Genomic DNA, 22,103 nt, shown 5'->3' on the forward strand with positions numbered 1-22,103 from the left:
GTCCGGGTCCTCACCTACCACCCACTACGCGCGAATCGAGTCGAGACCGTTTCGTCGGCCCCCTTTTCGACGCTCCTCTCTTCGAATTCCGTCGACGACCACAGGCGCCGCTCGAGAGACCGTTCGAGTCGATCTGGCGATCAGTGGCGACGGTCGTTCACGCGACGAGTACGACGTTCGACGCTCGGCACACTGGACAGACGCGCTCGCCGCCGACGTCGGCGTCGTTCTCGCGGATCATCCAGTTCAGTTCGTTCGCGTCGCCACGCCAGCCACAGTCGAGACACTCCGAGTCCATCGAGCGGAGTACGCTACGTGCGAACATACCACTTTCTCAGGAGATCGGGAAACTAGTCCGGAAGAGAGCTAGCTGCTCACTCGTCGACCGTCGACGACCGTCGGTTTGCTCGAATAGCGATCGGGTGACGGCCACGGCCGTCAGGACTGGTGTGCTGGTCCAGCGAAGAACGCCGCGTACCCGGTTCGTACTGCCAGACAACACGGTTTCATAACGATGGCTGTGAGTCTGTACCGCCGCAACCGCGAACCATCGTGCGGTTGCGTCGGCAACCAGTCACAGCCATCATTATCAGACGTCGATCGCATTCGAACGATCGTCGCCACTGCGACGAGCCGTGAGACGCGATCGCGTCCTCACTGACTGTTGGCCGAGAGTATCAGGTGTCGGCGACGTCGAGTTCGAACTGCTCGTTCTCGGAGACGGAGTTCAAGACGACGCTCGTGTTCGACTCTTTGATGTCGGGGTCGGTCAGCAGCGTCTTGATCTGCTCGTTCATCCCGTCGGTGTCTTTGAACTTCCCGACGGCGATAATGTCGTAATCGCCGGTAACTTCGTAGACACTCGTCATCTGGCGGTGTTCGCGCAGGCTATCGGTAATGTCGGGAAGCGCGTGGCCCTCGACTTTGAGTTGAATGACTGCAGTGACGTCGTAGCCGAGCGAATCGTAATCGACGCGCGGCGTGTAGCCCTCGATTACGCCCTGGTCTTCGAGTTCGGAGAGGTGATTCGAGACAGTCGTCACCGACACGTCGAGTTCCTCTGCCAGGCTGCGAAGGCTCGCCCGGCCATCGCCGAGGAGTGCATTCACCAACTTTGCGTCGAGATTTTCGTACGTCATCACGTACACCCTCTCACCCCACCCATTAGAACTTTACGAATATCCAGTTCCTCGGCGGTGAGAGAAGATTTGCTTAGAACAGCAGGATTTTAGTACTAGGGATAGTTGGATAAGACGACCAGAAGATGACAAGCGGAAATCTCACTACCGCAGAAGAGCACGTGCTCGAGGAGATCGAAGAGAAAGACGTCGATTTCCTTCGGCTACAGTTCACCGATATTCTCGGCACGGTCAAGAACGTCTCGGTCCCGGCACGGCAAGCCGAGAAGGCGTTCAGAGAGGGGATCTACTTCGACGGCTCGTCGATCGAGGGGTTCGTCCGGATTCAGGAGTCGGACATGCGCCTCAAACCCGATCCGGAGACGTTCGCGGTGTTGCCATGGCGGACCAACGAGGAAAGCGCCGCCGCGCGAATGATCTGTGACGTGATCAACACCTCGACGGGCGAACCGTTCGAGGGCGACCCGCGGTACGTACTGAAGCAGGCCCTCGAGCGCGCAAAGGAGATGGGCTACACCGTCAACGCCGCGCCCGAGCCCGAGTTCTTCCTGTTCGAGGAAGACGAGGAGGGGCGTGCGACGACGAAGACCAACGACGCCGGCGGCTACTTCGACCTCGCACCCAAGGACCTCGCCAGCGACGTGCGCCGCGACATCATCTACGGACTCGAGAACATGGGCTTCGAGATCGAGGCCAGCCACCACGAGGTCGCCGAAGGGCAACACGAGATCAACTTCGAGTACGACGACGCCCTGTCGACGGCCGACAACGTCGGCACGTTCCGGACGGTCGTCCGCGCGATCGCCGCAGAGCACGACCTCCACGCGACGTTCATGCCCAAGCCGATCGCCCGCATCAACGGCTCGGGGATGCACACCCACATCTCGCTTTTCACCGAAGACGGCGAGAACGCCTTCCACGACGGCGACGACGAGTTCGACCTGAGCGACACCGCCAAGTCGTTCCTCGCGGGTATCCTGGACCACGCCGACGCGATCACGGCGATCTCGAATCCGACCGTCAACAGCTACAAGCGCCTCGTACCGGGCTACGAAGCGCCAGTCTACGTCGCCTGGTCGGATCGCAATCGCTCGGCGCTGATCCGCCGGCCCGCCGCGCGCACGCCGGCAGCCTCGCGCATCGAACTGCGCTCGCCGGACCCGTCGTGTAACCCCTACCTCGCGCTGGCCGTCATGATCCACGCCGGTCTCGACGGCATCGAGAAAGACCTCGAGGCACCGGACCCGGTTCGCGAGAACATCTACGAGTTCGACGAGGCCAAACGCGAGGAGTACGGTATCGACACGCTGCCGGCCAACCTCGGCGAGGCGGTCGAGGCCCTCGAAGCGGACGAGGCGATGCTCGAGGCCCTCGGCGACCACGTCTCCGAGAAGTTCATCGAGGCGAAAAAACAGGAGTTCGGCGATTACATCGTCGAAGTCTCCGAGTGGGAACTCGACCGCTACCTCGAGACGTTCTGAGAGCGGCGAGACGACCGCCGTAACTCTATCTGCCGTCTTCTCCGGGCCGTATAGTCGGTCGTTCCCGTGCGGATCACCGGACGCTCGTCGTTTGACGCGCAGCGTCGCGGCCGACTCCGAAAGAAAACGGACCCCAACGGCGTTTCGCGGTCGTTGTCACGTCGCTGGTTCGCTTCCGAGCGAGCGGAAACGTCGACGAGGATCGCGTCGAATGCCGCGCTTTTCATACTGCCGGACAACACGGTTCAGCCTTCGATCGCACTCGAGACGCTGTCGTCAGCGACGACAGCCGTCGAGACGCGATCGAGTATTCACCGACTGTTGTCCGGTAGTGTCAGGCCGTGACAACACCCCCGTCCCGGAAAGGGGTCGCGGAGCCGACGAATCGGAGAATTCTCGGCAAAATTCGTCAGAGAATGTCGCCAAGACCGTCGTCTAGAGCGTCATCGACCGGGTCGTCGGGGAGACCCACGGAGTCTTCGGGGACGTCTGCCGGCGGTTCCGTAGGCAGGTCGCCGGGCACGTCGTCGAGGGCGTCATCCGGCACAGTGGATTCCTCTTCCGTAACCTCGACAGATTCCTGCTCGACGTTCTCGGAAACCTCGCTCGACTGCTGGTCGACACGTTCTTCGATCGTCTGCTGTGGGACAGCGCCTACCGCACCAACTCCGACACTCGTCGCGAGTAGACCGAGCGCGATCAGTACCATCGTTACCGTTCCAAACCGAGTCGCTATTTTCATGATCGGTCTGCCTGTCAGGGCACCGATCCGTCAATGCTACTGGCAATAAATCGACAGAGCCGTTCAACGATCGAACAGGAGATTTCGGTGACGGAACCGATTCGAGGAGCTACGGATAGCCGACAGATATCGCAACGGTAGATCGATGTTATTTTTTCGTGGTAATAACGTATGGATGTAGTCAGTTCCTGTCGCGTTCGTTCAACCGGACCGGACGACTGTCTAGCGGTAGGCGTTCGATTCGTCCCCGGCGGCAGAACGGTTCGTCGACCGCGCCAGTGTCGCCGACAAACTCGACACAAAAGCGGAGATAGTCGACGAGTCGATCGACGACGGCCCGCAGAGTCACGCGAGGAGACGGTATCGCAACGAACCGGTAGAGAAGCCGTAGAACGGTGAGAGCAGCGGCGGTCGCGACTCGCCGGCCAGATCAGGACCGACGCTCGCCGAGCCAGTCGCGCACGCGGCCGGGCACGTCGAGCAGCGACAGGCCCGTGCCGAAAAGCACCATCAGCACGTAGACGCCGAGCGTCGAGGTCCAGACGACGAACATCGCGAGGACGGCCCACGGACCGTCGAGGAAGTAGAACGCCCCGATCGTCATCGCGGTGCCGTAGAGCAACACCAGGTACGGCCCCCAGTCGCGTGCGTGACCGCGGCGGACTCGACGACGGACGTACCGCTTGAGTTCGTTCTCGAGGGATTCTTTCTGGACGGTTCGCCGGTCGACGTCGTCTTCGAACGACTCGAGTTCGTCGCGCAGGCGCTCGATCTCCTCGCGCAGCACTTCGGGATCGTCCGCACGGTCGCTCGTCCGCGCGCTCGCGGCGGGTCCGCCTGCCGGCTCCTCGTCGGTCCCCGTGGCGTCGTCGGTCATCGCTTCTGAACGGACCTGTCGCGCGCCGGGACTTTGTAGCTGCCGGTCCAGATCTCGGCCGGCCAGAACGGCGTTAAGAACCGCCCCGAACACGACGACCACGGCACCGACGTACAGCCAGGTCAACACGAGGAAGACACCCCCGAGTGCGCCGTAGAGGGCGTACGTGGTCGCGACGTCCGTGTAGACGCTGAACGTCCTGGCGAGCACCATCCAGCCCGTCGCCGCGAGCGCCGCACCGGGGAGCGCCTCGCCAGCCGTGACGCCGGCGTCAGGAAACACGATGTACATCGGGAGAAAGGCGACGAGCAGCGTGACGAAGAGAAAGACCGGTCCGACCAGCGCCATCACGCTCGTCGCCGCGGCTCCGATCACGGTCTCGATGCCGCCGAGTGCGACCAGTCCGAACGTGATCGTGACGAGGACGGCCGTCCAGTCGCGGACGTGTTCGGCCAGCGACTTCGCCGCCACGGTGCCGTAAACCTGGGAGAACGCGCGATCGAGGCCGCGTAACACGCGCGTTCCGGCCCAGGAGAGGCCGATCGCACCGACGATCGTCGCCCCGCTGCGTCCGGCCTCGGCGGTGAGCGCGTCCGCGAGCAGCGCCTGTGCGTCCGATGTGAGCGCTTCGCTCAGCGCGTCGGTGACGAACGCGGCGAACTCCTGGCCGCCGACGAACGTCGCGAGTGCGAGTCCGATCAGCGCCAGGGGGACGAGCGAGACGAACGCGTAGAAGGCGACGCCTGCGGCGAGAAGCGTCAGCTGTTCGTCACGAGCTACCCGGAGGACCCGACGGGCGACCTCGAGTCCCGTCCTGTAGTCGATCACACGCCTCTCTACGACGAACGCGGCTAAATACGCACGAGGGGCGACCGCCTCGAGTCGGTCAGCCGAGACTCGCTTCGGTCGCCTCGCGGATCTCCCCGACGTCGGCGTCCGTCTTGAACGTCGTCCCCCCGTAATGGGCTCGCGAGGCGTCGTAGCCGGCCTCGCGGAGGTCCGCGAGGAAGTCGTCCATCGCGTTCGCGGGCAGCCCCCAGTTCTTGCAGAGCTTGTGCTGGTCGTAGTGGGTGGGTTCGTCGAGTTCCGTCTCGAGCGTCTCGAGCAGCCGATCCGCCGCCGTCGCCGTGCCGAACGACTCGGGGAATCGCTCGCGAACGTCGGCGACAAACGCGTGGTCGTGGACCGGTCCGAGCCAGACCGGGCCGGCCGCGAGCATCCGCTCGCCGCCGCAGTTCGGACATCGCTCGAGCGGGTCCGCGATCAGGCCGTCGTCGGCCTCGCGATAGAGGCAGTCCTCGCAGTGCGAGAGGTAGCCCAGCTCCTCGATAGCAGCGTCGGCCGCCGTCGCCCTGTGCTCGAGTTCGAGGTAGGTGCGGACGTAGTGGCTCGTCGCGTGGGTCAGAATTGGCGTGACGCCGACGTCGTAGCGGGCGGCGGTCCGGGCGAGCGCGGAGAGAAGGATGCGAACGCCCATCTCGGGGTGGTAGTCGGTGTTCTGTGGAACGGCAGAGTACGACCGGACGCCGCTGTTGAAGTGTGCGCCACACAGCGGCGCGGTGTCGGTCGCCGTCACGCAGACGAGGTCCCGGCAGTTCGCGAAGGCGGCATCGGCGAAGGGGATCGGCGTCCCGTACGGGTCGAGGTCGATCACGTCGAACGTCGAGTCGTGCATGCAGGCGTTCGCGTCGCGGTGGATGACCGTCGCCTCGCGGTCGTTTCGCTCGAGGTTCTCCCGGGCCAGTTCGACGGCCTCCGGATCGCGGTCACAGCACGTGACGTCCCAGCCGTCGGCGGCGGCGCGGACACCCCGGACGCCGCTCGCGGTCATCGCGTCGAGGTACGACGCCGCGCGCGGTTCTCGCTCGCGATAGGCGCGAAGCGTCGCGATGGTCAGGTCCCGGTTCAGCTCCTGTCGCGGGTTGTAGAACACCGACTCCTCGACGCCCTCGGTCGACTCGCCCGGCACCTCGAGGTCGATGCCGCCCTCCGTAACGCGCATAGGGGTACTCGAGAGGCGACGGCGTTAAGCAGCGTGGTCTGTCTCTCGAGGACGAACGCGCCACGACGCCGACGATCAGTCGTCGATCGAGGCGATCGCCCCGGAGACGGGCAACCCGTAGAGACGCTCAGTCCACACCGAGCGGACCGCGAATCCGTGCCGCTCGAGGACGGCAGGCAGGTCGATCGGCCGGCAGTCGAACACGCCCGGCGCGAGGCGGTGGAAGCGGTCGTAGACCGCGACCGAGAGGCGATCTTCGCGAGACAGCGAGAGGACGCCCAGCCGTCCGTCCGGCACCAGGACGCGACGACACTCCGCGAGGACCGTCCGCATCTCCTCGCGAGAGAAGAGTTCGAGCGTAAACGACAGCACGACCGCGTCGACGGAGTCGTCGTCGACGTGGCGCATATCGCGGGCGTCACCGTGGATCAGGAGCGCCCGATCGCCAAAGCCACGCGTCTCGAGTCGGTCGCGAGCGAGGTCGATCATCCGCCCGGAGACGTCGAGGCCGATCACGACACCCTCCGGTCCCACGCGGTCGCCGAGCGCGACGAGCGCCGATCCCGGCCCGCAGCCGACGTCGAGGAGGGTCTCGCCCTGCTCGAGGTCGAGGGCAGTGACGAGGCGCTCGAGCGGGCCACGCTCGAACCAACTCACGTAGCGGTCGTAATACGGCGCGATCCGGTCGTATCGCCGTGCGGCATCTGCATCCGAACGGATCGCCTCGAGGAGGCTCATACGGACGGTCGGTGGCGACGACGCGTAAATCCCCCGCGTGGGTGACGTACGCTCGATCGGGCGGAAGTCGATCCGACGCGCGAAACGACCACGCCTCGCGACTGCTACGCGAATGCGTGATAGTCACACACTGTACGATACGTTGAAGGTTTTGCGTCGCCTCGTATCCAACACGATGATGCTCCCGACGCACGCCCTCGGCGGGATGGCACTCGCGTTGCCACTCGTCGCCGTGGCACCCGAATTCGCCCCCGTCGCGTTCGTCGCCGGGTTCCTCGGTGGCGTCTTCCCCGACCTGGACATGTACGTCGGTCACCGGAAGACGCTTCACTTCCCGGTGTACTTCTCTGCGCTGGCTGTCGTGGCGGTCCTCGCGGCGCTTTCCGTGCCGACGGCTGCGACGGTCGCCGCGGCCACGTTCCTGCTCGGCGCGGCGATTCACGCCGTCTCGGACGTCTTCGGCGGCGGACTCGAGTTGCGGCCGTGGGAGGGTACCTCCGACCGTGCGGTGTACGACCACTTCCGCGGTCGGTGGATCGAACCGCGTCGCCTGGTCCGGTACGACGGATCGCCGGGCGACTTCCTGCTGTCGCTGACGCTCGCGGGGCCGCTCCTGGTGACACTCGAGGGGACGCTCCGGGGCGTCGTCCTCGCGGCGCTGGCCGTCGCGGCCGTCTACACCGCCGTTCGGCGCGTCCTGCCGACGATGGCGACCGTCCTCGTCGGCGTGCTGCCGGCGGAACTACGCTCGTACGTTCCGATGCGGTACCTCGAGGACGGGCACTGACTCGAGCGAGCACCCGGCGAGACGCCAGTCGAGTAGCGTCGGACGAAAATAGCCAATAGCTGGCGACGAACGCGCAGGCTCTACTGTCGGCGTCCAGGCGTTATCCCTGACCGACCATCCGCTCTTCGTCTTCCCACTCCTGCTCGCGGAGTTCGTACTTCTGGAGTTTGCCGGTCGCCGTCTTGGGCAGTTCTTTGACGTACTCGATACGACGGACGACCTTGTACCCCGCCAGGTTCTCGCGTGTGAACTCGGTCAGCTCCTCGGGCGAAACCGGCGGATTCTGCGGGTCGTCGTTCGAGGGGACGACGAACGCTTTGGGCGTCTCACCCCACTTCTCGCTCGGCGCGGGGATCACGGCCACGTCGGCGACCGCGTCGTGGTCGAACAGCGTGTCCTCGAGTTCGATACTCGAGATGTTCTCGCCGCCCGAAATGATGATGTCCTTCTCGCGGTCCTGGATCGCGATCATGCCGTTCTCGTTGACCACGGCGAGGTCGCCGGTGTGGAACCAGCCCTCGCGTTTCTCGTTGAACGCCTCGTCGGTCTCCTCGGGTTTCTCCCAGTATCCTTCCATGACCTGGTTGCCACGGACGAGGATCTCGCCGATCGTTTCGTCGTCCCATGGAACCTCGTTGCCGTCTTCGTCGACGACCTCGACCTCGGTCGCGAGCGGAGCGATCCCCTGGCGCTTTTTCAGGGCGAAGCGGGTGTCGCTGTCTTCGTCGATCAGCCGGCGGGTCGCGGACGTGCCGATGAGCGGGCCCGTCTCGGTCGCACCGTAGAGCTGGCGGAAGTGCCACCCGAACTCCTCTTCGACCATCTCGATGACGGCCTCCGGCGGCGCGGCACCGGCCGCGGTGACGCGCATCGGGTTGTCGCCCTCGGTCTCGACGTCGTTGTCCTCGCGGTACTCGCCGAGCATGCTGAGCACCGTCGGCGCACAACAGAGGAAGGAGACGTCCTCCTCGACGATGTCCTCGAAGATCTGTGCGGGGTCGACGCCGCGGGTGCAGACGTGTTTCGCGCCCATGCCCGTGATGGCGTAGATGTGCCCCCAGCCGTTGACGTGGAACATCGGCAGCGTCCACAGGTAGACGTCGTCGTCGGTGATCTCGTGGTGGATCGTCACGAGCTGGGCGTGCAGCGACTCGGTCCGGTGGGTGCGCATGACGCCCTTCGGATCGCCGGTCGTCCCAGAGGTGTAGTTGATCGTGATGACGTCGTCTTCGCTCATCTCCGGCCGATCGTACTCCGGCTCGGCGTCGTCGATGAGCGCCTCGAAACTCTCCCAGTCGCCGTCGACGGCCTCTGGGTCGTTCGTGATGAACGTCTCCGTCGGAACCTCGTCGCGGATCGCCTCGATCTTCCCGGCGTACTCGTAGTCGGCGTAGATCGCGTCCACGCCCGCGTCGTTGAGCATGTACTCGTAGTCGTCGGGCGTCAGTCGGTAGTTCAGCGGCGCGTGGACCGCGCCCAGTTGCATGATCCCGTAGGCCGCCTCGAGGTGGTAGTGCGTGTTGGGGTCGAGCACCGCCACGCGGTCGCCTTTCTCGATGCCACGTTCCTGCAAGACCGCAGAGAGTCGATCGGCCCGGTCGCCGAACTCGTCGTAGGTGTACCGCTCGCCGGTCGTGGCGACGATCGCCTCTTCGTCACCGTAGTACTTGCGCGCCCGGTCGAGGAAATCTGTAACCAGGAGTGGAACTTCCATACTCGAAACCTCGAGGATAGTTCGTGATACTCTTTACGGATGGGGCCACAATCGCGTCGAGCAGGATCGACAGACGAAACGAGGGAAAGAATCGTGGCAAGAACGATCACCCGAGGCGCGACCGTCCGAACGGCGGGGCGATCCACCGTCGACCGCGGCCGACTCACAGTTTGTGCCACGCGTCGTCGTCGTCCGAGTCGGGAAGCGACTCCGACGGCTCGTCGGCCGCGCCGAAGAGATCGGACGACGGAGAGTCGCCGTCGGTCCCGGAGAGTCGGTCGTGGTCGAACTCGACGCCAGAACCGTCCTGGTGGCTGTCGATTTGGATCTCGGGCCAGGCCGTCCCCTCCCAGGTGCCCTGGTCGCTGTAGTAGTAGACCACGTCGTCGCTGACGACCGCGAACAACCCGCGTTGCCGGTCGTGCACGACGCGCTCGTTGGTGTCGATCGCGACGTCGACGACGTCCTCCAGGGTGTCGAGTTCGATCTGGTGGTCGCCGATCCACATCGGAATTCGGCCACGGGAGATCCACTCCGCGTACCGTCGTTCGTGGACTGCCCGGCGTGCCGACTCGACGTCGACGTCCGCTCGAGTGTAGACGAACGCGGCAGCACCGAACGATCCCACCGCGAGTACCCCCAGCAAGCCGACGAGCGCGGGATTTGGCGACTCGGTCACCTCGACCTCGGCGGTCTGGGGGTGACTCCGTTCTGCAGAGAGCCCTCCGTCGAACCAGTAGGCGTCGTCGGTGACGTGAAGCGTCGTCGACGACGTCAGGTTCCCCGCGTTCGACCCGGTATCGTACGCCGTCCGCACGTCGACCGAGGTCGTCACCGACCCCACGCCGGCGAGCTCGCGCTCGAGCGTGCGCTTTCGCTGGGCGATCGGTTCGACGTCCAGGGACGTCGACGACGTCCCCACGCCGTCTTCGACGCTCGCCGTCGCTCGCTCCTCGACGTGAACGTCTTCCCAGAACACCTCGCCGTTTCGGACCGCTTCGAATCGCACTGTGATCTCGTGGACGACCTTCGTCTCGTCGGTCGGGACAGCCGTCCGCGGCGCGAGGGTCACCGACGGCGACGCGTTCAGCAGGTAGACGGGATTGTTCTCGAGGTCCGATCCTCCTCGCCAGGTCCCGTCGTCCCAGAACCCGCTCTCGACGACCTCGGCGCGCGTGTCGACGTCGGTCGCGACGCGCTCCTGGCCGACCTCTTGCGTGACGGTCGTCGTCGACGGCGTCGCGACGACCCACCCTGCAGCAGCGACGGAGAGCACCCCGACGGCGACCAGCGCGATCAACAGCGACCGACCGTGTCTGGCGATCAGCAGATCGACACGTGGATTCTCGATCACGTCACTCACCTCTCGAGCGTCGCCTGCCGTCGACCGGCGTCGACACGTGATCGACCGTCCGTAACGCGACGTCCCCCGACCGGTCCGATCCCGTGTCGTTCATCGGTTCGTGTGTGTTTCCAAACAGTATAGTCATGGTGGTTCTTCGATGTCGTCACCGCCATCGCCGCAGTTTTCGCTCGATTCGAGTCGACAGTGGGACGTGGTCGCCAGCACTTCGAAGCCGCAGGTCGCCACCGCCGAACACCGCGAGGACGACGGCGACGGTGACGCCGACGACGACCGCGTCGACCGCAGCGATCGCGACGAGCGGGTGAACCGCGTGGAGCCGCCCGAGAACCGACGGCGGCAACACGGCGAGATAACGGTATTCGCCGACGTGGCGAACGTAGTCGCCGGTCTCGTCGGGGGCGGTCAGCGTGACCGTCACCGTCGTCGTCGTGCGACTGCCGACGGTCACTCGCCCAGGATCGACCGCGACACCCTCGCTTTCGGCCTCGAGGACGACCACTACCGGGACGAATCCGGCGTTGTCGACGGTCCGCGACAGCTCGGTCGTCTCGCCGGGGGCAACGATCTGTGGGTCGTCGGTCGGATCGTCGGTGCTCACGAGGCCGTACTCCGTGACGCCCGACGGGGCCACCATCGCCGCGGTCGCGACCGTGACGAGGACGACTACAATCACCCCGAGTGTCGCACGCAACGCGAGCACGTGCTCCCGGGACGTCGACCGACTCGTCTGTCGCTGTGTCGGTCCTAACCGATCGAGCAGGAGGCCGACGCCCAGCAGCGCGACTCCGAGCCCGACCAGCAGCGATCCCAGGTCGTCACTCGAGGCAGAAGTCGTCAGCCCGACCGTCGACGCCAGGATACCGTACCCCGACTCGAGGACGCCGTGGATCCCCATGATGACGGCCCCGAGATGAGGGATCGTCACGACCTCACCGTTTATCTGCAACGCGACGGCGACGATCTGGGCGTCCGACACGGGGGGTTCGCCGCCGTCCTGGTCGGTGAAGGGGTTCGCGTCCCCCTTCGTGACGTACCCCTCGTCGGTGACGCCGACGACGCGGTGAGTCGTCAGCCCGCCGCCGTGGAGTTCGTCCGCGTCGAAGACGACGACGTCGCCCTCCTCGATCGGTCCGGCGACGACGCCGGGGATCGCGACGAAGCCGTCGCCGGCGTCCATCGTCGGCTCCATGCTGCCCGTCGCGACGTACCCCAGCAAGATCGGCTGGCCGAGCACCTGTCCGAGGACGAGCAAGACGACGACCGCGGCGACGACGAGACCGACCGCTCGGCGTGCGATCGTCCCGCCCGTCATACTCGGTCGAACCCCCCACGCATGGTCGATATTTCGCGTCTGCCGGTCGACGTGACGTCGCGTGCACCTGCCAACGTAACTTCTCCAGATACCCTACATGTCACTCGGAGCGAGAGGGGTCTAAGGTTTACGGCCGTTCGACGTGGTACGGTCCTCGAATCGACGTCTCACCGCCCGAGTCGGCGGGACACCGCCCCCAGCAAGAACAGCGAGGCGACCATCGCCGGTGGGACGACCGCCACCACGGTCGCACTCGCCAGTTCGCGATTGCCGACCGAGACACTCGATTCGACGACCGTGACCGTCCCCGCGTCGACGCCGTCGACCGCGACGTCGTAGGTTCCGGGCTCGGTGGGTCGCCACTCGAACGTCACCGTCGTCGCCTCGCCGGGCGAGAGCGCGAACGCGTGGGTGTCGACGACGGCCCCGCCGACCGCGAGTTCGCCCGTCGCCTCGAGCGAGGCGTTGCCCTCGTTTTCGAACGTGGCTGTCACGACGATCGACTCGCCGGGCGGGATTCGGTCTGCTGCGAGCGTGACGTCGGTCACCGCGACGTCGGGGTGCGAGACGACCACCGTCCGAAAGACGCCACCGACGCCGACCCTGACCGACCCCGTTCGGACTATCGGCCGTTCGAACGCGACCGTCTCGGTCTCGCCCGGCCTGACGGTCACCACCTGCTCGTCGACGACCCGCCCGTCGACGGTCAGTTCGGCGATCGTCGTCCTCGTCACGTCGTCGTCGTCGTTCGCGTAGGTCGCCCGCACCGTCACGGCGTCGCCGGGATCGAGGACGGTCGGCGACACCTCGAGGTCCGTCACCTCGAGCGACGACGAGGCGTCGTCCTCGTCGTCGTCCGCGTACCGGACGTGAACCGAAAACGACTCGCTCGCGTCCGTCGCGACGTGCGTATCGACCGCGACGCCGACGGCAGCCGTGTCGCCGGCTGACAGCTCGAGCGGACTCGAGGCGTCGATCGTCGCAGTCGGGTCGCTCCCCCGGTAGAACGCCACCCCCGCCACCTCGTGGTCGATCCACACCGCCCCAACGTCGTCGGTCGCCGTGATCGTGAACACCGCGTTCGCAGTCGTCACCGCGTCGTCGTTGAGCCGCTCGAAGTCGACCTCGAGTTCGCCGCTCTCGAGCGTGGCGTACGTGCCGTTCGACGAGGACGAGGGCTCGAGGACGACCGCACCGGTGGCGTCGTGCTCGAGGGGGATCGCGGCGGTCGGAGCCGCGAGACCGAGTGTAAGAACGAGGGCGACGACGAGAGTAGGTTTGAGCGGGGACACGTTGTTCACCTGCTGAGGGATCGGAAAGCGGTTCCGTACTCGAAGGAAAAATCAACTAGCCGAATTAAGCGACACAGACGTTACGAACTCTCTTCAGCGTGGATGGTAACATCAGTATTCCCGTCTGCAGTGTAGGAGTCGTCGGTATCCACGATAACATCGATGTTTGTAGAGTCGCTTCCGGAAAGCGGCTCATGGTCGTTCACGTTGAACGTGACTTTTGCCCCGTCGAGCGTGATAGTCGTCGAATCGCCTGCGAGAGTGTCACTCTCGTTACTAACACTGATATCAACAGTGCTTTCTCCCTGGTTCTGGATCTCAACTAATTGATTAAGCGTGGTCGTCGCATTCTCGTTGAAGCCACTACCACCAAAATCGGTTGTACCATTTTGACCGAGGTCAAACGTGAGTGATCCATCACTATCGTTGGAAATGTAGGCACTTCCTTTGTAGTCGTCACCGGGAGTGATCGCGAGGTACGCATCCGCGTCACCAGCCGTTTCAACACTCACACCACGATCCGCCTCGACGGTCGAGAACGCACCCGAACCGACGACGGCTCCGCCGATAGCGATGATCAATCCGAGTCCGATCAGAACGTTCTTGCGATTTGTTCTCATGATTATGTATTACCTGTGTTTGTCCCGCACCGGCAACCGTATGCGTCGATTACCGGACGGCTTCTATCTCTATACTAGCGTCCTACCCACTTTGTATTGAGTAGCCAGAATCGCCGCACGGCGAGCGATACCTCCGTTCAAGCCCGTCTTGAACGCTCGAGCGTCGCCACCGATCGACCCAAGACCAGCCTGAAAGATATGTGACAACGAACGACAGTACAGAACGCTTATACATCGATGCGCCCTAGTTCGGCGTAAGGGGGATGGCGACGAAGTCCGAAAGCACGATCGAGCGGGGGGAGATCTTCGACCTGCTGAGTAACCACCGGCGGCGGTACGCCATCCACTACTGCAAGCGCGAGGACGAACCCGTCGAACTGGGCGACCTCGCCGAACACGTCGCCGCCTGGGAACTCGACAAGGACGTCGCCGAACTCACCTCCGCCGAACGCAAGCGGGTGTACACGTCACTCCAGCAGACCCACCTGCCCACGCTCGAGCGCGCGGACATGATCGAGTTCGACGACCGAACGATCGAGTTGACCGACGAGGCGTCCGACCTCGAGGTGTACCTCGACGTCGTCCCCGGCGACTCGATCCCGTGGGGGCTGTACTACCTCGGCCTGTCGGCGGTCGGATTCGTCGTGATGGCAGGCGTGTGGCTCGAGGTGGTGCCGACCGAGACAGTGCCGGCGGTCGGCTGGGCGACGCTCGTCGTCGGGCTGTTCGCGGCGTCGGCAGTCGTCCACGTGGTCCAGAACCGACGGATGCGACTCGGCGAGATGGAACGACCACCCTGACACGAAGCCACGCTAGTCAAATCGATAGCACGTAAAGTTGACGCGCGGTATCACACGAACCCCACTCGAGATCCACACCAAACGCCAGTGACGATATGAAGACGATCACGAAACTCGGACTCGGACTCCTCGTCGTCGGAGCAGCCGTACTCGTTACGTCGAGTGGTGCGTTCGACTCGCTGTCTGCTGACCGTGGAATTGGCGTCGAGACCGCACCCGACGCGGACGCGTACGTGGGACTCGAGTACCCCGAAGCCGATCAAGCGCGAACGATTCGACTGGAAAGCAGCACCGCAGATAGCGGTGGCTTCTGTGTTTTGTATTCCTGTGACCCCTATCGCTACGACGATGTCGACGTCGTCGTGATCACGGACCAAACGGCGTCGGGAAATCTCGCCGTCGAGGACCTCACTGTCGTTTCAACTGGCGACGACGTGACAGCCGCGATCAATGAGGAATACGGGGAGAACAGTCTGAGAGTCGTCAGAGGGGACTTCGAGTGTCAGGTGGATCCCGTCTTCTTAGGCTACGGAACCCAGCAGGCAGCCACCGCGACGCTGACGATATCGCTCGAGGCAAGCGACGGGTCGTTTTCGACCACGCTCGAGCGGGAAGTCACCGTCGAATGCGTGCCCGATTGATAGCCAGTGATCCGTCTGACACGGTCTGCTGTAACGATTTACCGGCGATCGCTCGAAGGGGGCTGCGATCACCAGTAAAGTATCACAACAACCGTATGACAATACTGAGATCGATATTATCCGAAACAACGGCGGATCCAACGTCACGGTGCCGAGTGGTGGCGACAACAGTCGATATTTGCGCAGGAAGGCAACTGTCGCGGCGTAACGGCCACGGAAGAACACTTCGGCGACGCTCATCTCCGACTGCAATCAAAATGGTCTACCAGAAGAAAGTGGGTCGCCAAGAAGTGGCAGGCCACCGGTAGCAAAACCAACAACGAGACCGATCGGAGTTTGCGATCTATCTGGTATCACAGCCGAGGGTCGGACGTGGACTTCGTTTCAAGCCCTGCTTGACGCCATCTGTGTATTGCTGAAATCATAATATATCGTCACAGTATATATAAGAAGACTGTATATGTGGAAGTAATAAAATGGTCCTCGGGACAGATTTCGGTAGCGACGACCCTTCCGAACGTGGGGCTGCACCCCTGCTTGGAATCGTACTGCTCTTCGGGATGGTGTTTATCGGTGTCACCCTCCTGTTTATTACAGGTACTGCACTGCTCGATTCGCTCGAAAGCGAGGGAAACGCAGAGCGGGCACACCAGTACATGAGCCAGACGGACAAGGTGCTTTCGACGGCGGCGGTCACCGAAAGCGTTCACCAGCTCGACGTCCCACCAGGTGCTGATACTCACGGACATAAGTACGTAAAGACATCTGGCACGTTGATCTCGTCCAGTGCACAGAGAGCAGCATCACGAAGTTCGTCAAGCGTTTCGAATAGGCGGTTGCCGAGTGATTGATCGAGTTGTCGCCAGCACTCTTCCGCGGGGTTCAGCTCTGGTGAACCCCGCGGAAGGTAACACAGTTCGATCGGAGTACCTTCAACGAACTCTTGGACTCTGTTCGCCGTGAAATACGAGGCGTTGTCGAGGACAACGCAGATTTTCGGTCGTGTCCCAAACTCGTCTAGAGTCGTAACTGACTCCTGTGGAAACAGGGTCACCTCTGGTATCCACCCCGAAGTGACCCATGCACGCCACAATCGACGCGCAAGTCACGGTTAGTATCGACTTAGACAAAACGCTACCGCTTGCCACTCTCGCTGAATCTTTTACAGAGCTTCACCTCGAGGCGACGATCCTCGAGGAGCTTGTCAAAAGCCTCGACGAGCGCCTCGTCGAGGCGTACTGTGGGGAGAAGCACGCGCGCGGAAACGGCGATCGCCGTTTCCAGCGCGCCGGAACCTCAACACGAACAGCTGTGACAACCGCAGGAGAGCACGAATTCACCCTTCATCACGTCAAAGATACCGCTGCCACCGGTGACAATCCTACCTACTTCCGCCCTCTCGAAGATCTCATCAAATTCGACGGGCAGCGCATCTATCAAGAGGATATTTCACTCCAGAGTACCGAACTCGCTACGTCGCTCAGCTTTCGTGATGCCGTCGCCCACGGCGACGGCTTCACTCCGATGCCTTCGAGAACGACGATCAACCGCCGAGTCCGTGAGTACGGCAGCAAACTCGGTGACTTCGTTCGTGATCGGCTTCCTGGGACGAATGCAGACACTGTCGTTCCTGACGGAACGAAGTGTCATAGCCAGGACGATCACTGCACGTACCACGACGTCAACGTCACTCTCGGACAGATCACCGAAGACAACGCGGAAACCACGCTCTTAGACGTCAATGTCAACGAGCCGTGGGACGATACAGCAGAAGATCTCGAAGAGAACGAGGCGATCACTGACGACGCGACGGTCGTCAGTGACGCCGAGGAATCCCTCGTCGACGCCTTCGAGACCAGCTATCGATCTCATCAGCTCGATCTCGTTCATGTCGGTCGAACGCTTGGATACAAGCTGTGGAAGGACGGTACCTTTTCGCTCGAAACGCGGAAAGCGATCGCCTCAGACGTCACAAACGACTTGTTCCATCTGAAAAACTCGGTTGCGCTCCATGCACCGAGGAATGAGCGTTTGGCGATCCGCGAGCGGATCGCCCAAACGCTCGAGAACCTCACGAAGGAGGCGTGGCGCTTAGAGCAACAGGACTCTCCAAAAGCAGCGGCGTACCTCCGAAAATGGGCAGAAGCAACCGTCACGTTCGCCGAACTCGCACTCGAGGGACAAGAGGTTCTGTGGACGTCGAACGTGGTCGAACGAGCCATGGGCGAAATCTCGAAGCGGTGTAAAAACCAGTGGATGAGATGGACAGAGTCCGGCTTAGAATCGCTCCTCTGGCTCAATCTCGTGAGATATGCCGAGTCCGAGCAGTTCGCGGCGTTCGCCGACGAACTGCTCGAGCGTTCAGCCAAAACAGCCATCACATTGGAGGTGTCAGTTGACGCTACCAGAGGCGAACTCTAGACGAGTTTGTGACGGGACCAGATTTTCTCGCCGAACTCGGTCTGGAGAGCGTCCAGAAAACGAATCGTCGTGTCGCTGTTGAAGTTCTCTTCGCAGGGGAGAAAGAACGTCTCATCAGTATCGCTGACTGCACCGAGAAGTTTGATGCTGTCCCACGCGCCCGTCACCGGGAGTGACGGGCGCTCACCCTTGGGAAACCATGCGTGAATCAGTGTCGAGAGAACCTGTCGCGTCTGATCAATGGCTAAGATCGTGTATTCGTCGTCCAGGTTGTCGCGCTTTTTTTGAACCCGTCTTGCCATGCTTCCTGTGCTCTCTCATCGGATTTGTGAAACTCCGGCCGGGCTGTCTTCCAGGACAGCCCGGCCTCGGTCATCAATCGTCGAACGTGACGCTCACTGTACTCAACGTCGAATTCCTCGGCGAGATAGTGACGAGCTAGTGGAACGGACCACGCAGGCGCGTCAAGTCCAACTTCCTCTGGAGACTTGTGAAGCGCTTCAACGAACTGTTCATGTTCTTTGTCGGAGAGTTTTGAGGGCCTTCCTGAACGGTGCTCGTCGTAGACGACCTCCTCGAACGGCTCGTCGGCGAGCCGTTCGAGTCGATCAAGCCACCGCGAGAGCCAGCCAGCAGTGTATCCATAGCGTTCAGCGACCTCTTGTAGCGTTGCACCGTCTTCTTCAAGGTAATTGATCGCCGCCATGAGCCGTTGTGATGGCTTTTTTCCCTCGACCTCCGCCAAGACCTGGCGGAGGTCTTCGGTAGAGACGTTGTCGAGAGAGGTCATATCGGAGTAACGTGCTTTTCTTTGAAATATTTTTGGCTGACAGTATGAGGCATCGATCGTGGACGACGGCGAGATCGAAGTCGTCTGGTACAACGCGAGCGCGTCGTCCGATCCACCGTGGGACGACGAGAGCCTGGGATGTACTGCCCCAGAGAACGTCTCTGGCGAGCTGAACGCACTCGAGTACGAACTCGACGGCCGAACGATCGCCCATCAGGGCGGCGGCGTCTGGGAGCGAAAGAACGGTGCGACGACGGTCGTCTCGGGGCCGAACGTCGGGTACGACGGCGAGACGCTCCAGCTCAAGATCATGCAGCTCGAGGAGGGCAAATTCGATGGTGAGTTGACTGCACGGGCCAATCACAGCAAGTCGACGGCGTTGACGCGTGAACTCAAGGGCGCGGGCGACGACTGCCGGGACAAGGGCGACGTTGCGCTCAAAGTTCAGAGTTCCTACCACGACGGCTGGTACGAGCACTTTCAGGACTCGTTCGACACGAGCGACGGCAACGTGACCGTCAAATCCGATTCTGAGACGAGCGAGGACGAAACTGTCGTTGTGGTGATCGAGGGCGTGCGAGAGACGGTCGAGAATCCGACGTTCGTTGTTGCAGAGGACAAAGGGCTGAAAGAGCCGGGAAAGGGTGGAGATCCGATCGATCCGCCAGTTCTCAGTAACGAGTCTTCTGCGTTCCGAATTGGCGGCATGATTGAGAACGTTGGTGATGAAGTGGACACCCAGGACGTCGGGATAACGATCGAAGACGAGAGCGAAGACGGATACAGCGATGACGTGGAGTTGACACTCGATCCCGAAGAGGAACAGGATATTTCCGAACCGAGCCTGATTGGTCAGTTCCCGTCACCTAGCTCAGCGCACTTCGAGTTCACGGACGGCGAGACTTACGAGTACACAATCTGGACCGAGGACGACGAACTCGACGAGCCAGGGTCGTTCTACTTCGGCAAGAAGGGAACGCACCTCGACCTGACCAACGACGACGTCGAAACGAGCGAAGAGGACGGCAACGTAACGATCAGCGTCGACGTGCGGAACGTCGGCATCGAGAACGCGACGAACGCCGACGTCACCCTCGAGTTCGACGACCTCGACGTCAGCGATAACCAGACGTTGGACGTCGAGTACGGCGGTACCGGCACCGTCGAGTGGACGGTGAACAAGAGTGCCCTGCCGGCGGGAGAACACGACGTCACGATCGACACCGGCGACGAAACCGCCTCGGCCACGGTCGAGGGTGAGGCGACCGGCGAGGGGGGCGCGTTCGTCGTCGTCGAGGACGAAGGCGTCGGCGAGGATCAGCTCGTCGCGGACGACGGGACGATGTTCGAGGTGAGTGCCGCCGTCCAGAGCACGTACCCGACCGACGACGTGAGGCGGAACGTCACGCTGACGATCCCGAATGCGAGCGTGAACGTCGACGAGCCGGTGACACTCGACAGCGGCGAACGCGAGACGGTCACGTTCGACGTCGACCCAGACGCACACGACTTCGACCACGGACGCGCCTACGAGTACGACGTCCAGGCCGACGGAACCGGCCTGAACGAAACGGGGCGGTTCTACTTCGGCAAACCCGGTAGCGAGTTCGAACTGTCGAACGCGAACGCGTCGGACGGCGACGACGAAATCGTGCTCACAGCCGACCTGCACAACACGGGCGTCGACGACGACGAACAGAACGTGACCCTCGAGCTCGATTACCGGGGCGACCTGCCGGACGAACTCGAGGACGATCCCTATGCGGAGCCGATCGACGCGGGAAGCACCACCGAGTGGGCGTTCGGAAAGAACGACACCATCGAACTGCCGATCAACGAGAGCGTGCTCATCGACGGGACGTACGACGCGACGATCAAGACCGAGGACGACGAGGTCGATGTGAGGTTCAACGTGACTGCCGGCGTCGACCCTGGTCGGGTCGGACTCGGTGAGGTCGAGAACGCGACCGTCGATATATCTGTGTTGAGTTCGCAAGTCTCCGGTATCTATGGAGGAGATCATGGGCTTGGAACCATGACGCTCGAAGTTCTCACTGAACGGGATGGGGAAACGAACACGGAACACGTGTTCGAGAATCCTGAAAACGGGAGCAATATTAACACGTACCCGACGTGGCAGGACAAGAGTCACCACGTCTACAACACGACGATAGAGATTGAAGAAGAAGCGACACTGACGCTCGCATCCAAGTCGTACGGCCTACCAGGACAGACAGCGGGGTGTGAACTAAGCGAAGAGGTCCGTAGCACCTTCTTTGGAATTCCTACTAGTCACCATCAGTGGTGCGAGGACTTCGATACCTCTTCGACAAGCTACCTCGTCGATCCGGTCGACGCAACCGCCGACGAGCAAGAACAAAACCTCAGAGTTCGAACCGCGGAAAACAACGATCTCCCCAGTCTCCAACCCGGTAACGAAGAGCAAGAGAGTGTCGACGAGATTCTTTCGGATATCTCCGACCCTGCCATAGACCGCGACAATCTCTGGGAAGACGGTGAGCTTGACCTGAACGAAAATGAGTTCATCTTCCTCTTCGAGATGACCACCGAATGTGGGATGTTTGACTCTGGTTGCAATGCCGACGATGACGATATCGATGCGCTGTGGGAGAGTGCACAGCAGCAAACTAGTGCTGGCGACCCGAACTTCAACGACCTGATCGTCTACGTCGAGGTCGAACGGGCAGACGTCGATCCCGGAAAGCCGAGCATCACGATCAGTCCTAGTGGTGGCGACGGACCCGATGTCGACCCCGGCGACGGGAGTGACGTGGGCGGCGTCGACGATCCCGACGTTGATCTCGGCGGCAGTGCCAGCGACGGTGGCTCCCCGGACCTCGGACCCGGCGAATCCGACTCGGACAACGTGGGCGGGTCGGACACGGTGATTGACGATACCGGTATCGACATCGATTCCGATCACATCGTCGTCGGGTAAGACCGCATCGACGTCAGCTGACGATCGTTCGGTATCCCGGAGCGGAAACGATCCTCGAGACCAACCCGAACGCCTTTTCACGCCCGACCGCAGACATCGACCCATGGCGACCGAATCGATCAGCGACCGACGCGAGCACGTCCGCTCGATCGGCGTGACGGCACTCGCCGCCCTGGCTGGCATCGGGTCAGCGCTGCTCTCCGCGACGATCACGAGCGGGATGGCAGCCGGCGAGGCGGCGGGCGATCAGCGGGCCCAGTTTATCGTCCTCGGGGCGATCCTCGTGCAGTTCCTGCTAATCAGAGTCACGGGGATCTACGACGAGGACGAACTCGGGCCGAAACACTACCTGTTCGTCGCGTTCATGACCTTCTCGCTGTGGTACGTGACGTGGGGAATCTTGCTGACGACGAGTGCATAAA

19 protein-coding genes and 2 pseudogenes are annotated in these 22,103 nt (G+C 62.5%); 8 read left to right on the top strand and 13 right to left on the bottom strand.

Annotated features, from left to right (window positions below):
• Positions 1-157: 157 nt before the first annotated feature.
• A complete protein-coding gene (locus MU558_RS05645) occupies positions 158-298 on the bottom strand; it encodes a hypothetical protein (protein WP_246972727.1) in 141 nt (46 codons plus the stop codon).
• A gap of 379 nt (positions 299-677) precedes the next feature.
• Positions 678-1,139: an HTH-type transcriptional regulator Lrp gene (gene lrp / locus MU558_RS05650; RefSeq protein WP_246972728.1), complete on the bottom strand. Its 462-nt coding sequence runs from the start codon at positions 1,137-1,139 to the stop codon at positions 678-680.
• A 125-nt stretch (positions 1,140-1,264) separates the two neighbouring features.
• Between lrp and glnA the strand changes: the two genes are divergently transcribed.
• Positions 1,265-2,620, top strand: a complete 1,356-nt coding sequence (gene glnA / locus MU558_RS05655) for a type I glutamate--ammonia ligase (protein WP_246972729.1) — start codon at positions 1,265-1,267, stop codon at positions 2,618-2,620.
• Between the two features lie 409 nt (positions 2,621-3,029).
• Here glnA and MU558_RS05660 read toward each other — a convergent pair whose 3' ends face one another.
• From MU558_RS05660 to MU558_RS05675, 4 genes are all read right to left on the bottom strand, one after another.
• Entirely contained in the window at positions 3,030-3,329 is a 300-nt protein-coding gene (locus tag MU558_RS05660) for a hypothetical protein (RefSeq protein ID WP_246972730.1), read from the bottom strand.
• 463 nt (positions 3,330-3,792) lie between these two features.
• Complete coding sequence (locus MU558_RS05665) at positions 3,793-5,067, bottom strand: YihY/virulence factor BrkB family protein (RefSeq protein WP_246972731.1); 1,275 nt, start codon at positions 5,065-5,067, stop codon at positions 3,793-3,795.
• Positions 5,068-5,125: 58 nt separating this feature from the next.
• On the bottom strand, positions 5,126-6,241 hold the full coding sequence (locus tag MU558_RS05670; RefSeq protein WP_246972735.1) for a tRNA (guanine(26)-N(2))-dimethyltransferase: 1,116 nt from the start codon (positions 6,239-6,241) through the stop codon (positions 5,126-5,128).
• Positions 6,242-6,316: 75 nt separating this feature from the next.
• Positions 6,317-6,979 carry a class I SAM-dependent methyltransferase gene (locus MU558_RS05675; protein ID WP_246972738.1) on the bottom strand — a complete coding sequence of 221 codons (663 nt, stop codon included), beginning with the start codon at positions 6,977-6,979 and terminating at the stop codon, positions 6,317-6,319.
• A 175-nt stretch (positions 6,980-7,154) separates the two neighbouring features.
• On the opposite strand from MU558_RS05675, the gene MU558_RS05680 reads away from it, so the two are divergent.
• Positions 7,155-7,766 (top strand): metal-dependent hydrolase, encoded by a 612-nt coding sequence (locus MU558_RS05680; RefSeq protein WP_345781509.1) that lies wholly within the window; start codon positions 7,155-7,157, stop codon positions 7,764-7,766.
• A 100-nt stretch (positions 7,767-7,866) separates the two neighbouring features.
• Here the strand turns inward: MU558_RS05680 and MU558_RS05685 are convergent, their stop codons facing one another.
• The 5 genes from MU558_RS05685 to MU558_RS05705 form a co-directional block, all read right to left on the bottom strand.
• A complete protein-coding gene (locus tag MU558_RS05685; RefSeq protein ID WP_246972743.1) occupies positions 7,867-9,480 on the bottom strand; it encodes a long-chain-fatty-acid--CoA ligase in 1,614 nt (537 codons plus the stop codon).
• 163 nt (positions 9,481-9,643) lie between these two features.
• Complete coding sequence (locus tag MU558_RS05690; RefSeq protein WP_246972745.1) at positions 9,644-10,843, bottom strand: DUF5305 domain-containing protein; 1,200 nt, start codon at positions 10,841-10,843, stop codon at positions 9,644-9,646.
• 145 nt (positions 10,844-10,988) lie between these two features.
• Positions 10,989-12,158 (bottom strand): signal peptidase I, encoded by a 1,170-nt coding sequence (locus MU558_RS05695; RefSeq protein ID WP_246972747.1) that lies wholly within the window; start codon positions 12,156-12,158, stop codon positions 10,989-10,991.
• A gap of 167 nt (positions 12,159-12,325) precedes the next feature.
• A complete protein-coding gene (locus MU558_RS05700) occupies positions 12,326-13,450 on the bottom strand; it encodes a CARDB domain-containing protein (protein WP_246972748.1) in 1,125 nt (374 codons plus the stop codon).
• A gap of 80 nt (positions 13,451-13,530) precedes the next feature.
• Positions 13,531-14,070, bottom strand: coding sequence for a hypothetical protein (locus tag MU558_RS05705; RefSeq protein WP_246972749.1), 540 nt, complete (start codon positions 14,068-14,070; stop codon positions 13,531-13,533).
• Between the two features lie 263 nt (positions 14,071-14,333).
• On the opposite strand from MU558_RS05705, the gene MU558_RS05710 reads away from it, so the two are divergent.
• The 3 genes from MU558_RS05710 (at position 14,334) to MU558_RS05720 (ending at position 16,362) form a co-directional block, all read left to right on the top strand.
• Positions 14,334-14,870, top strand: a complete 537-nt coding sequence (locus tag MU558_RS05710; protein ID WP_246972750.1) for a DUF7344 domain-containing protein — start codon at positions 14,334-14,336, stop codon at positions 14,868-14,870.
• A 95-nt stretch (positions 14,871-14,965) separates the two neighbouring features.
• Positions 14,966-15,511 (top strand): hypothetical protein, encoded by a 546-nt coding sequence (locus MU558_RS05715; RefSeq protein WP_246972751.1) that lies wholly within the window; start codon positions 14,966-14,968, stop codon positions 15,509-15,511.
• 476 nt (positions 15,512-15,987) lie between these two features.
• Positions 15,988-16,362, top strand: coding sequence for a DUF7289 family protein (locus MU558_RS05720; protein ID WP_246975083.1), 375 nt, complete (start codon positions 15,988-15,990; stop codon positions 16,360-16,362).
• Here MU558_RS05720 and MU558_RS05725 read toward each other — a convergent pair.
• Positions 16,251-16,526 (bottom strand): annotated as a pseudogene (locus MU558_RS05725) (transposase); the annotation flags it as partial. The gene MU558_RS05720 and the pseudogene MU558_RS05725 sit on opposite strands and share 112 nt — an antisense overlap.
• Before the next feature lie 65 nt (positions 16,527-16,591).
• Here MU558_RS05725 and MU558_RS05730 point away from each other — a divergent pair.
• A complete protein-coding gene (locus tag MU558_RS05730; RefSeq protein ID WP_246966948.1) occupies positions 16,592-17,932 on the top strand; it encodes an ISH6 family transposase in 1,341 nt (446 codons plus the stop codon).
• 20 nt (positions 17,933-17,952) lie between these two features.
• Here MU558_RS05730 and MU558_RS05735 read toward each other — a convergent pair.
• A pseudogene (locus MU558_RS05735) lies at positions 17,953-18,722 on the bottom strand (IS630 family transposase); the annotation flags it as partial.
• A gap of 58 nt (positions 18,723-18,780) precedes the next feature.
• Here MU558_RS05735 and MU558_RS05740 point away from each other — a divergent pair.
• Both MU558_RS05740 and MU558_RS05745 read left to right on the top strand, forming a co-directional pair.
• Positions 18,781-21,681, top strand: a complete 2,901-nt coding sequence (locus MU558_RS05740; protein ID WP_246972752.1) for a DUF7289 family protein — start codon at positions 18,781-18,783, stop codon at positions 21,679-21,681.
• A 103-nt stretch (positions 21,682-21,784) separates the two neighbouring features.
• Positions 21,785-22,102 (top strand): EMC6-like membrane protein, encoded by a 318-nt coding sequence (locus tag MU558_RS05745; protein ID WP_246972753.1) that lies wholly within the window; start codon positions 21,785-21,787, stop codon positions 22,100-22,102.
• The last annotated feature ends 1 nt before the right edge of the window (position 22,103 follow it).

It is taken from the genome of Natribaculum luteum (assembly GCF_023008545.1).
Taxonomy (GTDB): domain Archaea; phylum Halobacteriota; class Halobacteria; order Halobacteriales; family Natrialbaceae; genus Natribaculum; species Natribaculum luteum.